At 41.3% G+C, this 15,363-nt stretch carries 10 protein-coding genes; 5 read left to right on the forward strand and 5 right to left on the reverse strand.

From position 1 onward, the window contains the following. Positions 1–40: 40 nt before the first annotated feature. The 4 genes from EO121_RS03340 to pflB form a co-directional block, all read right to left on the reverse strand. Positions 41–1,222: a sodium/glutamate symporter gene (locus EO121_RS03340; protein ID WP_127166018.1), complete on the reverse strand. Its 1,182-nt coding sequence runs from the start codon at positions 1,220–1,222 to the stop codon at positions 41–43. Between the two features lie 354 nt (positions 1,223–1,576). After that, on the reverse strand, positions 1,577–2,347 hold the full coding sequence (pflA, locus tag EO121_RS03345; RefSeq protein ID WP_127166020.1) for a pyruvate formate-lyase-activating protein: 771 nt from the start codon (positions 2,345–2,347) through the stop codon (positions 1,577–1,579). 6 nt (positions 2,348–2,353) lie between these two features. Beyond that, positions 2,354–2,593, reverse strand: coding sequence for an autonomous glycyl radical cofactor GrcA3 (gene grcA3 / locus EO121_RS03350; RefSeq protein ID WP_126938357.1), 240 nt, complete (start codon positions 2,591–2,593; stop codon positions 2,354–2,356). Between the two features lie 2 nt (positions 2,594–2,595). Beyond that, on the reverse strand, positions 2,596–4,725 hold the full coding sequence (gene pflB / locus EO121_RS03355) for a formate C-acetyltransferase (protein WP_164725849.1): 2,130 nt from the start codon (positions 4,723–4,725) through the stop codon (positions 2,596–2,598). Between the two features lie 329 nt (positions 4,726–5,054). On the opposite strand from pflB, the gene EO121_RS03360 reads away from it, so the two are divergent. After that, positions 5,055–8,543 carry a YadA-like family protein gene (locus EO121_RS03360; protein WP_164725850.1) on the forward strand — a complete coding sequence of 1,163 codons (3,489 nt, stop codon included), beginning with the start codon at positions 5,055–5,057 and terminating at the stop codon, positions 8,541–8,543. A gap of 166 nt (positions 8,544–8,709) precedes the next feature. On the opposite strand, the gene EO121_RS03365 is transcribed toward EO121_RS03360, so the two are convergent. Continuing rightward, a complete protein-coding gene (locus EO121_RS03365) occupies positions 8,710–10,686 on the reverse strand; it encodes a nitrilase-related carbon-nitrogen hydrolase (protein WP_127166024.1) in 1,977 nt (658 codons plus the stop codon). A 277-nt stretch (positions 10,687–10,963) separates the two neighbouring features. Here EO121_RS03365 and EO121_RS03370 point away from each other — a divergent pair, with 277 nt between their 5' ends. The 4 genes from EO121_RS03370 to EO121_RS03385 all read left to right on the forward strand — a co-directional run bounded on the left by EO121_RS03370 (position 10,964) and on the right by EO121_RS03385 (position 15,357). Then, a complete protein-coding gene (locus tag EO121_RS03370) occupies positions 10,964–11,569 on the forward strand; it encodes a hypothetical protein (protein ID WP_127166026.1) in 606 nt (201 codons plus the stop codon). 144 nt (positions 11,570–11,713) lie between these two features. Beyond that, positions 11,714–12,508 (forward strand): S-methyl-5'-thioadenosine phosphorylase, encoded by a 795-nt coding sequence (mtnP, locus tag EO121_RS03375; RefSeq protein ID WP_127166028.1) that lies wholly within the window; start codon positions 11,714–11,716, stop codon positions 12,506–12,508. A 32-nt stretch (positions 12,509–12,540) separates the two neighbouring features. Continuing rightward, entirely contained in the window at positions 12,541–13,785 is a 1,245-nt protein-coding gene (locus EO121_RS03380; RefSeq protein ID WP_127166030.1) for an adenosylhomocysteinase, read from the forward strand. A 423-nt stretch (positions 13,786–14,208) separates the two neighbouring features. Beyond that, a complete protein-coding gene (locus EO121_RS03385; protein ID WP_127009454.1) occupies positions 14,209–15,357 on the forward strand; it encodes an ABC transporter substrate-binding protein in 1,149 nt (382 codons plus the stop codon). Positions 15,358–15,363 lie beyond the last annotated feature (6 nt).

The raw sequence follows: 15,363 nt of genomic DNA on the forward strand, positions 1-15,363 counted from the left end.
TGTAATGTATAATCGTAAATCCAATGAGAAAATACTTAGATTACCAATAGAACTGCATGATCCAATGTAAAATAGGTATACCGAACACATTGATTAATACAGTAGCTGTAATAGGAACAACTAGGAAAGCTTTCACAGATTTTCTGTAGCGACCACCGAGGGTAGCGATGGTTGCTACCGTGTTTGGTGTGATACCCAAGCCGTGACCAAGTAAGGCAGCACCGATGACAACGCCGTCGTAATCTTTACATAGCACAGGGAACACGATGAATCGTGTAAACAGAATAATCGCAATGACTTGTACCACAAGAATCACAAGCATTGGCCCTGTAAGAGATCGTAATGCGATTACAGGGATGCTCATAAATACAGTAGTTAAGAAAATAGTAATGCTAATTTGGCTGAATAAGGCAATAGCTTTGGAATTGATGAAAGTTTGCCCCATTGCATCACCACCATTACGAATGAGGATGGCCAATACCATAGATACGATGAACGTAGGAATATGTAATCCGAAGGTATCTAATAAGTAGTGAGAACCGCCGATGCCGATGCTTACACAGATAAGGACCAACAATAAGTTGATGATAATCCCAATCGGTGTGGGTGCTGGTGAGTCTGGTGGAGGAGGGGCAGTTTCATAGCGATTGAACTTTTCGATTAAATATTGTCCCATAGGACCGCCGATGAATACACCAATAATGGTAGTGAAAGCAATGATACCATGTGCTACAGTCTCACCATTTAAAGCATTCCCTAAATCATGACCTAAGGCGGACACAAAGTTGTAGCTGCTTTCAAGAGATAGAGAGCCTAATAAAATAGCGTAGTGTTTGTCTAATCCGAATAAACTCGCTAGTCCTAAGCCAATGCTAATTTGCATAATCACAAGCAAAGTACTCATGCCCCAGTAGCGAGGGATGGCTTTTAACGAAGATGTACAAATCTGCACTGGTGCCACTAGCCCCATAGTGGCGAAGAATGCCACCATAGCAGGAACAAGAACAGCCTTGTCCAGAGTAATGATTATAAGACCAGAAATTTGTAATAGAAATACAATCATTGCTACAGTTAAACCACCAATAGCAGGGACTGGGATAGCCCAGCGATGCAAGATGTTAATGTGCTTGTGCATAAAGGCTCCCAGTAAAAAGGAAAACAGTGAGAGTATGACCGTTTCTACGGCGCCAAGATGTAATTGTAGCATGTACGACGATGCCATGAAATGCCTCCTAACTTTAGATACAAAAGACTATGATGGTGCAGTAGTGCACATAGGATTCACTTGAACCAAAATCATAGTGAGATAGTCTGAAATAATACCCTCCTATTATACAACTAAATATCTAATATGTAAAAGTTATCCATTAGAAATACATATCAATATTTCAACAGAAGAGGCTAGTGTGCTAGATATATACGCATATACAGATACAGACAGATACATATACAAATACATATATGTATACAGATATACAGAGGTATACAGATATGCCGATAGAAGCATAGAGAAAAGCGCACCGTCCACGAAGGATAGTGCGCTTTTATGAAAGATCAGGAAAGTATTCTTATGAGTTTAACTTTCTGGTGTTTTAAGAGGACACCATAAACCTCGGCGGTAGTCGCGTATTCCAGAAAGGACAACGCGGAGTGCACGCTGTGCGTCAGCTTTTGAGAGGGGCGGTATTCCATCTAAGCGATAGGAAATGCCAAGACTTTCATATTTATTAACCCCCATGACGTGGTAAGGTAAGCAATCTACAGCTTTCAAATGTTTGAAGGCACCTAGAAAGAAACCAAGCCGATACCAGCGATCGCGATTATCTGTGATGGTTGGGACTACCACGTGGCGTACCCAAAAATCGGTGCCATGATCGTCTACAAATTGAGCGAACTCTAGGACCGCATCATTAGGTTTGCCGGTTAGTGTTTCGTGTATAGAGGAATCGATCTCTTTCACATCAAGAATGACTAAATCCGTTACATCAAGAAGCAGTTTGTACTCTCTAGCCTGTTCCTGTGTGTAGCAAATCCCGCTTGTATCTAGACAAGTATGAATTCCCTTTCCGTGAAAGAAAGTAAAGAGTTCGATAATAAAAGGGAGTTGCAACAATGCTTCGCCACCAGTGACGGTAATGCCTCCGGTGATATAAAAGTCTCGATTCCTTTCAAATTGTGTCCACACATCTGCCACCGTCATTTCTTGGGCATACGTAGAGGGATCCCAAGTATCTGGGTTATGGCAATAGGCACATCGCAATGGGCAACCTTGAAGGAAGAGGACAAATCGCATGCCCGGACCATCTACAGTACCCATGGTCTCAATGGAATGAATGCGACCTACCATAGTGTATTACATGGATTGATGGAATGTACGGGAGATCACTTCGTCTTGTTGTGCTTTTGTCAACTTGTTGAAATGAACAGCGTAACCAGATACACGGATAGTCAATTGTGGATACAATTCAGGATGTTTTTGAGCATCTAATAATGTTTCACGATTGAATACGTTTACGTTTAAATGGTGGCCGCCTTTTTTGCTGTACCCATCTAATAACTGTACTAAATTATCGACTTGTTGTTCGTTAGTCATATTTACTCCTTTTCTTCTGGGAAAGTAACATTTGGCTCACGGCAAGCTAGATTTTCACAACCATCAGCTAAGGCATGTTCAATATTGCCTAGGTCTAAGTCTAAATCTAAGTCGCCTAGTGTCACCATAGACTCTCCGGACTTACCAAGAGAATCTGGAATAATAGAGAATGTATTAGAAATACCATCGCAACAATCACGCCATGGCATTTTAGCAACAGATGCTAGGGAAGAGATAGCACCGTGTTCGTCACGACCATGCATAGGGTTGGCTCCTGGGGCAAATGGAATACCTGCTTTACGTCCGTCAGGAGTAGCACCAGTAGCATTACCGTATACCACATTCGATGTAATGGTTAATAGTGACATGGTTGGCACGGATTGACGATACGTAGGGTGTTTACGAATTTTATTCATAAAACCAGATACGACTGTAGCTGCTAATTCATCTACACGATCATCATCATTACCATATTTAGGGAATTCGCCTTCAATTTCAAAATCAATAGCAATACCATTTTCATCGCGAATTGGTTTTACTTTTGCATATTTAATAGCAGATAGAGAATCGGCTACAACGGAAAGTCCAGCGATACCTGTGGCAAACCAACGTGTCACCTTACGGTCATGCAATGCCATTTCCAATTTTTCATAGGCGTATTTGTCATGCATGTAATGAATGATATTTAAAGCATTCACATATACACCTGCTAACCATTCCGTCATATCTTCAAAGCGTTCCATGACTTCGTCGAAGTCAAGGTATTCTGAAGTAATAGGGCGGAATTTTGGACCTACTTGTTTTTTCAGCTTTTCATCTACGCCACCATTGATTGCGTATAATAAGGCTTTCGCTAAGTTACAGCGAGCGCCAAAGAATTGCATTTCTTTACCAATACGCATAGGGGATACGCAGCAGGCGATAGCGTAATCATCGCCAGAATTTGGGCGCATGATTTCGTCGTTCTCATATTGAATGGAAGATGTTGCAATAGAGAGCTTCGCACAGAACTTTTTGAAACCTTCAGGAAGGGAAGGAGACCAAAGTACTGTTAAGTTTGGTTCAGGAGCTGGACCAAGGTTTTGCAATGTATGTAGAACACGGAATGCCGTTTTAGACACTAGTGTACGTCCATCAGTGCCCATACCACCGATAGACTCAGTTGTCCATACAGGATCACCAGTAAATAAATTGTTGTATTCATGGATACGTGCGAAACGAACCATGCGCAATTTCATAATGAAGTGATCCACCATTTCTTGGATTTGTTCTTCTGTATATTTACCAGATTTCAAATCACGTTCTGCATAGATGTCCAAGAAAGTGGAGTTACGTCCGATGGACATAGCTGCACCGTTTTGTTCTTTGATAGCACCCAAATAGCCAAAGTATAACCATTGGATCGCTTCTTTTACATCGGTAGCAGGTTTGGAGATATCAAATCCGTAGGACGCAGCCATTTCTTTTAACTCTTTCAAAGAACGGATTTGATCTCGAATTTCTTCGCGGTCACGAATGACATCTGGCATCATATCGCCCATGGTAATATTAAATTGATCTTCTTTGTCTTTGATCAAATAGTCTATACCATATAAGGCTACACGGCGATAATCACCGATAATTCGGCCACGACTATACGCGTCAGGTAGGCCCGTAATAATGTGAGCAGAGCGAGCAGCTCTCATCTCAGGTGTATATACATCAAATACACCATCATTGTGTGTCTTACGATGAGTTTTAAAGAAGCTTTCAAGAGTTGGATCCATTTTGTAACCATACTCTTCGATAGCACTTTTAGCAGTTCGTAAACCACCATAAGGGAACATGGCACGTTTCAAAGGATAATCAGTTTGAAGACCAACAATTTGTTCATCCTCTTTAATAATATATCCAGGGGCATGCGCCGTAATATGAGTTGCTACATCAGTATCTGCATCGATGACAGAACCTTTTTGTCGTTCTTCCTCATATAAATCTAATACCCGTTGCCAAAGTCTAGTAGTTCGTTCTGTAGGACCTACTAGAAAAGAATCATCGCCTACATAAGGCACATAGTTTCGTTGGATAAAATCGCGTACGTCCACGGATTTATCCCATACACCTGTATTGAAGTCTTTCCATGCTTGTTGCATAATATACCTCCAAATACACATTAAAACGCAACCCATAGGGTTAACTTTATTGTAATCTATAACGATTATCATTACAATATAATTTTTGGCATGAGTTATATCGTTTTTGAAAGTACTGTATGAGTAAATGGTCAAGCATTTGAAAGTAGTATATGGGTAAACGATTAAACATAGTGTAAATGCTATGATGGAAGTATGCAATTTCAGCATAAGCTATGAGCATTATCCTATTGATTTACTAGTATAGATTGGGTAGAATTATGAGTATGTTTTACATAAAAACAATTGAGTATATGATGCGTGTGACAATGAAGGAAAAAGGAAGAGTTATGCAACACAAACGATCGACAGTATTGACAGCTTTAGTATTGGCAAGTATTTCTACGATGGGATTGGCCGCAGATACAGATAACTTAGTAGTTGGGGGAGCGCAGACAGGTGCGGATACAAGTACGAATACCAATAACCTTACCGTAGGGGATGGTGTCTGGTTCTATGCAAATGCGAAGAATAATATAATGAATACCACGGGGAGAGGTAGTTTTGGTGCATCTTACAGTTTGGTCTTAGGAGAACGTGCTGGCTATGATGCAGGTAATGGTACAGGTACATCTAAGTATCTTATACTAATGGGTGACTCAGCAGGGGAAGCTATGTGGGGCACCAATACTCATAAATTTATTCTTGGTGATGGAGCCGGCTGGGCTGGTAGTGGTACATATGCCTATATATTCGGTAAGAAAGCTGGACGTCGTGCAGCTGGTAACTATAACTTTAGTTTTGGTGAAAATGCCTATTCCCAAGACTCTAAATCTGAAGGCAACTATAATTTTAGCTTTGGTGAAAACGCTGCCTACAACAACAAAGGTAATCGAAATGTAAGTTTTGGATTCCATGCTGGTGAAAATATGACGGGTTCCGATAACTTTGCATTAGGTCATACTGCTGGTAAGGGTGTGACTGGTGACCATAACTTTATCTATGGTCAAGATGCTGGTGCCAACATGTCTGGTAGCCGCAACATCGCCATTGGACAAAACTCTGGGGTTAATGTAAAAGGTGTGTATAACATTGCCTTAGGTCTGAACGCAGGTCAAGATGTAGATGGACATGTTGTGGATGCAGCAGCCACTGAAGCAGCCGTTCGATACGGTCAATCCAAAGGCTCCAATAACATGGCATTTGGTAAAGCGGCAGGCTCTCATGTAGCTGGTAATTTCAATATTGCCTTTGCGGAAAATGCTGGTAACTATGTAGGCCATCGATGGACAAATACCTATAATGCAAATGGTGGTGTGGAAAGTACGACTGATGTCGGTACTGTAGATGGTGCGGAGCACAACATTGCATTGGGCTTTAGTGCAGGTCGATGGATTGCAGGACAAGATAACTTGGCAGCAGGTGTCAATTCAGGTAGCTGGGTAGATGGTGAAAGTAACGTAGTATTAGGTAAAGAATCAGGTAAAGAAATAACTGGTAACTTTAATACGGCATTAGGTTACTACAGTGGTAATAAAGTTAGTGGTAATAGTAACTATGTAGCAGGTGCGGAGGCAGGTACTAAAGTAACAGGTAATAATAACTACGCAGCCGGTTACAAAGCAGGTAACTCGATTACAGGTGATGACAACATTACTATGGGTCATGAAGCGGGGAACTCTATTACTGGTAATGACAATATTGCTATCGGTAAAAAAGCTAATACGATTGATGGTGGGTTAACAGCTACTGAAACCATTGCCATCGGTAAAAGTACAAAAGCATTGAAAACAAATGCCGCTGCCTTTGGCAATGAAAGTGAAGCAAAAGAAGAATCCAGTCTTGCTTTAGGCTATAAAGCCATTGCCAATGTGGCAAAAAGCGTGGCTCTCGGCAGTGAAGCAGAGACAGTTGCAACAGCTGGTGATAGTACAAAAGGTACTGATAATGCCTATACGACTGATACATTGAACCTAGGTACAGGAACATCTGCTAAGACATATACATTGAACTTTGCTGGTGGCAACACCGTAACAGGTGTAATCAGCGTTGGTAAATCCGACCAAACACGCCGTATCCAACACGTAGCACCAGGTTTAATTAGTGCGACAAGTACAGATGCCATCAATGGTAGCCAATTATATAGCGTAGCAAGTGAAATCAACAATAAATTGGCTAATATCACTGGCGGAAATAGCTGGAATATCTACACAGGTGGATCTGGAGATACTCCTGCATTTACACCAGGAAATAAAGTAAACGCAGGAACGATTGAAGGATTAGATTTTAAATCTAGCGACTTCAAAGTTGTAGAAAAAACAACAGCAGATAATAAAAAATACGTAACGATCGAATTGAACCGTGAGGCTTTAAAGCAAGATCCAGACTTTAAAGGACCGAAAGGTGACAAAGGGGAGCAAGGTGACCAAGGAGTAGCCGGTCCAGCGGGTCCACAAGGAGCAACAGGAGCCCAAGGTGAAAAAGGAGAAAAAGGTGACCAAGGAGTAGCCGGCCCAGTAGGTCCACAAGGCCCAGCAGGCCCTAAAGGAGCAGACGGAGCACCAGGAGCACAAGGACCAGCAGGCCCACAAGGTGCCCCAGGAGCTCAAGGTGAACGAGGTGAAGCTGGTCCAGCCGGTCCAGCAGGCCCAGCGGGTCCACAAGGTGCCCCAGGAGCCCAAGGTGAACGAGGTGAAACTGGCCCAGCGGGTCCAGCAGGTGCCCCAGGAGCCCAAGGTGAACGAGGTGAAACCGGCCCAGCAGGTCCAGCAGGTCCAACAGGCCCACAAGGTGCGCCAGGAGCCCAAGGTGAACGAGGTGAAACCGGCCCAGCAGGTCCAACGGGTCCAACAGGCCCACAAGGTGCGCCAGGAGCCCAAGGTGAACAAGGTGAAGCCGGCCCAGCAGGTCCGCAAGGAGCAACAGGAGCCCAAGGTGAAAAGGGTGAAAAAGGTGACCCAGGAGTAGCCGGCCCAGCAGGCCCACAAGGTTCAACTGGTGCTCAAGGTGAAAAAGGCGAAAAGGGTGACCCAGGAGTAGCGGGTCCAGCAGGCCCACAAGGTTCAACTGGTGCTCAAGGTGAAAAAGGCGAAAAAGGTGACCCAGGAGTAGCGGGACCAAAAGGAGATCAAGGCCCAAAAGGTGCTCAAGGTGAAAAGGGTGACAAAGGCGACAAAGGTGAGCAAGGAGTACCTGGCCCACAAGGTCCGCAAGGTGAAGCAGGTCCGCAAGGTCCTAAAGGCGGTGTAGACGAAGCATTAGTAAAAGAAGTTCATACACGTATGAACTCTGTAGAAACTAAGTTAGATCAACTAGGCCACAGAGTCAACACATCTGGTGCTTTAAACGCTGCTCTATCTGCCTTGAAACCATTATCCTTTGATGCAGATGACAAATTCCAAATCATGGCTGGTGTAGGACATTTCAAAGGGGCCACAGGAACAGCACTAGGTGTTGGATATTATCCAAATGAAGATGTACTACTTCATGGCGGTATGGCAGTAGGAAACTCTGAAAAAATGTACAATGTGGGTATGAGCCTTAAAGTTGGATCTCGCTCCAAATCAGATGCATACCAATCCACCTTGTATAACCAAGACACAGATACATTCAATGTCAATGTGGATACACTTTCAGAACAAGAACAAAAAGCATTGAAACATACACATTATGGACCAATTTCTATCGTGCCAGTGATGAAAACTGAAATCAAAGCTTTGGTACAAGAAAACGGTACATTGAAAGGTCAAGTAGAAGCATTGGTTGAACAAGTGAAAGTGCAGAATGAACAAATTCAAGCATTGCAACAAATCACAGCGCAGTTGTTGAACCGTAAATAATTGCATACCTATCGATAGTTAAGAATATTTCTATAGCATTGGATTGTGGAATAAAGCCGTTCTATATATGTTATATTAAATAGTATTTAACATTTTATCTCGATATACAAAAGAGCTATCTACCGATGATATACCATCGGACAGATAGCTCTTTTACATGTATATGTTATTGTTTTTCTAACAATCTAGATTTACAAGCCTCATAACCTCGTGAGAAATACGGTTTTAATTGACTTTCACTTAGGTCAGCCCCAAAGGCACGTTCACTGACAAGGAACAGTGGAGGAGACTGGATACGTTTTGCCACTGCTAAGCCATTGAATGATTTCCACCACCGTTCAAGGTCATTGATAAACTGTTCTGTAGATGTGAAATAGTGAGAAATAGGGTTTTGCAAGCCTAATAGGTGTTCCAATGTACCGTTCTCATAGGCGCATAAGATATCCTCAGGGGTCAAACGCTGATGAGGAAGTGTACGTGGAGTACCCTCGACGAAGGCACGGAATAAGCAGTCGTGGTATTCGTACTGTAACGGATCGCCTAGGCCTTGCGTTATATCCTGTGCATAGGAAAGCTCTGCACTGGGGACCACATCGATGGATCCTTGAGGGATTACTTCACGCTTAAAAATATGCTCATTCATGTAACGAGCCAAAGCATACACATCCGTTTTCCACACATCTCCTGTTACGGCAAGGAAGCCAGCTAAATCACCGTACATCGTAGCATAACCGACAGTGAATTCCGTTTTATTGCCATTGCATGTGAAAGCTCCATTTACAGCGGATGCAATACCAGCTAAAATGCGAGACGAACGATCACGAGCTTGGATGTTTTCTTTACCTAACGTAGACAACTGCAAGAATGATGTAGTGTTGGAGTCACCATGTAATTCTGGGATGACAGGGGTGTTATACTTTGTAAAGTTAGTATTCTCTAATTGCTCAATGGTGGCATTGACACCTTCTTCAATGGGAAATACCCCGTAATGGCAACCAATATTTCGTGCTAATTGGTAAGCCAAATCTTTCGTCATATCCGAGTTATAACGGCTTGGCATATTGACTAAGTATAAGTTCTTTGGCGGCAATACAGTGCTGTATAAAGCAGCATTAAGGGCAGAGTCGATACCGCCTGATGCACCAATGACGATGTTCTTAATACCAGTTTGAGCTAAAAATTGACGAATGCCGTATTGCAAGGCTTTGAATAGAGTAGGGATGTAAGTAGGAGTGCTTTTTGGTTGCAGTGAGACAGTAGGCTGTGGTTGCCATACTGTATCTTTCAACAAGGTAGGTCGTACAGTGTTTTCAAAAGCAGGTACTTCTTCCACAATAGAACCGTTCACGTCATATAGCGTGGAGCAACCGTCATAGATGCAGATATTTTTACCGTTGTTTTGAATGCCCACATGGTTTGTATAGGCAATAGGAGTATGGTATTGTTTGGCTTGTGCGCTAAATAGGGCGTGGCGCTGTTCTTGCTTATGAATTGTGAAAGGGGATGAGGAACAATTCACAATCAGATCAATGTGCTGACCTTTCGCTTTTGCAGATTCTACCATAAGACTTGTGGGACAATCTGAGTAATACGTATCCCAGCTGTCTTCACAAATAACAGGAGCAATAGTGAAAGCTCCGTGACGCGTGAAAATCGTGAGAGGCTGATTGATATCCGACAAGGATAGATTACGCTCTTTCGCCACTACATTGGCACTAGTGAAATACCGAGGTTCATTAAAGTACCGATAACAGGGCAACAAAGTTTTAATGGTAAATGGATAAGGCTGAGATGGATTAGATACCAGCTGTCCTTTGGATGCTACATATAGGGCATTATATTTGCGAAGACTGCCGTCTAGATTACGGAGACTTTCATCCACACCGACATTACCAAAGATAATAGTGAGGTTTGTGTTAGTGGTAGCTTTCACAATTTCGTCACCATAGTAGAGACAATCGTTTATAAAAGGCACTTGGTCCCACATATCACCTACCATGTATCCGCTGAGACACAATTCGGGGAAGATCAGGATGTCCGTACTCACTGCCTTCGCATAGTCGATGGCTTGTATCATAGATTGAAAGTTTGTAGCAGGCTCACCAGGGTGGACCTGAATTTGACCAAAAGCAATACGAATCATGGGGAACTCCTTTATTGTATAGATTACAGTGTTGATAGTTATTGAGTATATTATAGCATTTTATGAGGGACTTGTAGTGGGGAGCGGAAAATAAAGAAAAATTGGAGTATCTCATGTGTGAGGCCTTGTTATTGAGGAGATGGTGTGTATAAGCTGTATTTGAATGAAAGATTGTGTACTGGCATGACGTAAAAATATGAGATGCATACTAGTTTTTAATTGAAAGATTAAGTATAATGAACTCATATAGTTTTTGCTTGAGAGAGGACGTATGTATATGAATAAATTAATAAAAGCGACAATATGCGTAGGGTTAGGCGTAGCTTTTCTAGGGGGATTTTCTTCTGAAGCAAAGTTTAGCAATGTGGATTCAGCAACAATTGATTTTAAAAACTATGATAACGATTATAAGATATGGTTTAATAACGATGCAGATGAAGTGTATATGTACCCAAATGATGGTAAGCTTGAATTGCGAGCTAAAGGAAAGAAAACACAGGTACCAACTACTTTAGGGGAAGATACTTTTCGGATTAGATCCTATTATGATGTTAATCGTGATATTACTTTATATGTGATTGATGCAGGCCAAAAAAATGGTAATAGAGGTACATCGACCCGTACTTTTATATATCGATATAATCGACAAGCAAAAATATGGGAAAAATTAGTAGACTCTGCTAACTATTATAGTCCGTATACAGTGCAAAATATCTATACAAGATTCGCTGAAGATTTAGGGTTTAAACACGCTGACTTTATGTTAATATTCTCGGATATGGAGCATCATAAAGAAGAGTTTTGGTATCCATTGGATTGGAATAATAGTACAGGAAAAATAGAATATCAAGCACCTCGTCAAGTTATGATTGATTATGAATAAAAGATAATACGTATATAACAACATCCCCACATGGAATCTATTCTTATGTGGGGATGTTTTTTTAAAATTTTATTAGAAATAGCTCATTCCATGCTATAATAAATTCATACAGATATTTTTCTATCTTTCACAAGGAGGAACGATATGTCATCCATTGCTATTATTGGTGGTACTGGTGTGTACGACCCAAATATGTTTGAAACTATGACGGAATCTTCGCTTATGACACCCTATGGTGAGATTCACTATGTATGCGGTACCTATGAGGGCAAGACGGTGTATTTCTTAGCTCGTCATGGCCGTGATCATTCGATTCCACCGCACAAGATTAATTATCGTGCCAATATTTGGGGCTTGAAAAAATTAGGTGTTAAGTTCATCGTATCTACCACAGCAGTAGGTTCTTTGGATGAGAACTTTGGACCTGGTCATTTTGTGTTGACGGACCAATTCCTAGACTTTACGAAAAACCGTGTAAATACCTTCTATGAAGGTGGAGACCGTCCAGTGGCGCATGTGGACGTTACAGATCCATATAGTCCTGAGTTGCGCGGTATTGTTGAAAGTGCCGCAAAATCCTTAGGTTTAACGGTTCACAATGGTGGCACCTACGTATGTACGGAAGGTCCTCGTTTTGAATCTCCTGCTGAAATTCGTATGTATGCTATGTTAGGTGGCCAAACGGTGGGTATGACAAATGTACCGGAAGTGACATTAGCCAATGAAGCAGAAATGGCATATATGACAATTTCCATGGTCACAAATTACGCTGCAGGCATTTCTGAATCTGCTTTAACCCATGGCGAAGTGGTGGACATGATGCAACAAATGGCAGAGCAATTACAATCGCTGGTGAAAGAAGTCATCAAGGGCATCGATGTGAATGCAGACTATCCAGCTCATCATCGTATGTCTGAATATGGTAGCTTTCAATTATAATCTGTAGTGAAGAATCTAAAAGGAGAACGCCAATGCAATCTTTAATTCGAGATATTTCCTTAGCTGCTGAAGGTCGTAAAAAAATCGACTGGGTAGCTAATTTCATGCCTACTTTGAACACATTAGGTGATCGTTTTGAAAAGGAACAAACTTTCAAAGGTCAAACCATCGTTGTGTCCGTTCACTTAGAAGCAAAAACTGCATATTTGTCTACTGTGTTAAAACGTGGTGGTGCGGATGTGATCGTCACAGGTTCCAATCCATTATCTACCCAAGATGATGTGGCAGCAGGATTGGTAGATATGGGCTTAACTGTATATGCTTGGTATAACTGTACAGATGAAGAATATACGATGTTCCTAAACAAAGCACTGGATCATAAACCACATATTATTATCGATGACGGTGGCGATCTAGTAAGTTTACTACACACAACTCGTCAAGATGCGAAAGAACGTCTATTGGGCGGTAGTGAAGAAACAACCACAGGTGTACATCGTTTGAAAGCATTAGCTGAAGCGGAACAGTTGACATTCCCAATGATCGCTGTGAACGATTCTAACTGTAAATACTTATTTGATAACCGTTATGGCACAGGTCAATCTGTTTGGGATGGTATCATGCGTACTACGAACCTAACAGTAACAGGCAAAAATGTAGTAGTTGCTGGTTACGGTTGGTGTGGTAAAGGCGTGGCACTTCGTGCCAAAGGTCTAGGTGCTCACGTGTATGTCACAGAAGTGGATCCAATTAAAGCAATCGAGGCTGTATTCGATGGTTTCAAAGTATTGCCAATGTTGGAAGCAGCTAAAATTGGCGATATTTTCTGTACAGTCACAGGCTGTAAGGATGTTATTACAGAAGAACATTATGCAGTGATGAAAGACCGCGCTGTGCTTTGTAATGCGGGACATTTCGATTGCGAAGTGAATGTGAAAGATTTAGAAGCAATGGCTGTATCTCATGAACGAGTGCGCCAAAATATCGAAGCCTACCATATGCAAGATGGTCGTCAATTGTATGTACTAGCAGAAGGTCGCCTTGTAAACCTAGCAGCAGGTGATGGACATCCAGCAGAAATTATGGACTTGTCCTTTGCTATGCAAGCCTTAGCAGCAGAATATATCTTGCATCATGGGGCAGATATGGAAGATGATGTACATGTATTACCATATGAAGTAGATGCAGAAATTGCGAAACTAAAATTACAATCCATGGGCTATGACTTAGATACATTGACACAAGAACAGTATGACTATTTATATACTGTGAATTAATAGTGATGAAAATTTATTGATACAAAGTAAATAAAAGTTCAACTGTGTTAAACTGGCGATGAGGGTGCTAACTTTCGTCGCCAGTTTTAATATGGCTAAGTCGTAGATTGAATCATATTTCTAAAAGGATATAATTGCTATTAGAACTTATCTATTCCTATAGTTACTATTCAAAAAAGATATTTGTCCTCTACATGAATACAAAAATAAAGAAAATATACGTGACTAGTTTACTAAATAAACTCATATATAAATTCTTATAATTATATTTGACAAACTACTCATGTTACATTCATAATAGATAAGAATAGGGTTTCTATAGAATTGTCATTTGTGTTTTAATCTGATAAAGAGAAAAAGATTGAGGTGGCTTTCAGAAACAGAAAATCCGTAAGATAGAGTTTTAAGAAGGAAGGGTGTAACATGAAAAAATCCATGTTCAAACGTGCACTAGCATTGGGTGCTACGGCTATTTTAGCTGCGGCGATCGCTGGTTGCGGTGGCAATAGTTCATCAACAAACAATGCAAATGAAGCAAAAGTAGCTTTATTGACTACGACGTCTGGCGCAGCAGCTGCCTATGGCGAGTCTATTAAGAATGGGGCAGAGTTAGCAGTAGCGCAAATTAATGGCGATGCTAACAATGTAAAAATCAATTTGTTAGTGGAAGATACAAAAGGCGACAAAAATGAAGCAATCAATGCGATGAACAAAGTGATTGCAAAAGATAAAGTCGTAGCTGTCATTGGACCTATGTTATCTGGCGAAATGATGGCAGCAGGACCGATTGCTAATAAAAATAAAGTGGTAGCATTGGGTACTTCTACAACAGCAGAAGGCATCACTGATATTGGAGATTATATTTTCCGTAATGCTGTACCAGAATCTTTGGCAGTAGACGCAGCGATTCGTCAATCTCATAAAGTATTAGGTTTCAAAACAGCAGCCATTATGTACTCTAACAACAATGACCAAATGGTATCTGTAAACAATACTGCTAAAAAAGCATTGGAATCTGAAGGAGTTCAAATTGTAGCAACAGAAACATTTGCTGATAAAGATACAGATTTCTCTGCACAATTGACTAAAATTCAACAAGCAAAACCTGATATCATCATCGTTGCATCCTTGTACCAAGAAGGGGCATTGATTATGAAAAAAATGCGTGAACTTGGTATGAACCAACCAGTGGTAGGTTCCAATGGTTTCAACAGTCCAGCGTTCATTAAAAATGCGGGTGCTGCTGCTGATGGTGCGATCGTAGGTACACCTTGGTTCCCTAACAAAGATGACCAAAAAGTTCGCGACTTCCGCAAAGCTTATGTAGAAAAATATGGCCATGAACCAGACCAATTCGCAGCACAAGCATATGATGCTGTATTCTTGTATGAAGCAGCTTTAAAAGCAGCAGGTTCTACAACAGATCGCGAAAAATTCCGTAACGCATTAAAAGGCATTACAGACTTCGTAGGGGTAACTGGTAAATTCCAATTCAACGAAAAACGTGACCCATCTATGGAAGTTCAAGTTTTACAAATTAAAAACGGTCAGTTCGACGCATTACAAAAATAGGAGTTA

Source organism: Veillonella sp. CHU732 (assembly GCF_003992085.1).
GTDB lineage: Bacteria > Bacillota > Negativicutes > Veillonellales > Veillonellaceae > F0422.

What these genes read in the sequence shown, in the direction of transcription:
- mtnP (WP_127166028.1), top strand. Translation starts at nt 11,714, where the DNA reads ATGTCATCCATTGCTATTATTGGTGGTACTGGTGTGTACGACCCAAAT.
- EO121_RS03380 (WP_127166030.1), top strand. Translation starts at nt 12,541, where the DNA reads ATGCAATCTTTAATTCGAGATATTTCCTTAGCTGCTGAAGGTCGTAAA.
- EO121_RS03360 (WP_164725850.1), top strand. Translation starts at nt 5,055, where the DNA reads ATGCAACACAAACGATCGACAGTATTGACAGCTTTAGTATTGGCAAGT.
- EO121_RS03385 (WP_127009454.1), top strand. Translation starts at nt 14,209, where the DNA reads ATGAAAAAATCCATGTTCAAACGTGCACTAGCATTGGGTGCTACGGCT.
- grcA3 (WP_126938357.1), bottom strand. Translation starts at nt 2,593, where the DNA reads ATGACTAACGAACAACAAGTCGATAATTTAGTACAGTTATTAGATGGG.
- EO121_RS03370 (WP_127166026.1), top strand. Translation starts at nt 10,964, where the DNA reads ATGAATAAATTAATAAAAGCGACAATATGCGTAGGGTTAGGCGTAGCT.
- EO121_RS03340 (WP_127166018.1), bottom strand. Translation starts at nt 1,222, where the DNA reads ATGGCATCGTCGTACATGCTACAATTACATCTTGGCGCCGTAGAAACG.
- pflB (WP_164725849.1), bottom strand. Translation starts at nt 4,725, where the DNA reads ATGCAACAAGCATGGAAAGACTTCAATACAGGTGTATGGGATAAATCC.
- pflA (WP_127166020.1), bottom strand. Translation starts at nt 2,347, where the DNA reads ATGGTAGGTCGCATTCATTCCATTGAGACCATGGGTACTGTAGATGGT.
- EO121_RS03365 (WP_127166024.1), bottom strand. Translation starts at nt 10,686, where the DNA reads ATGATTCGTATTGCTTTTGGTCAAATTCAGGTCCACCCTGGTGAGCCT.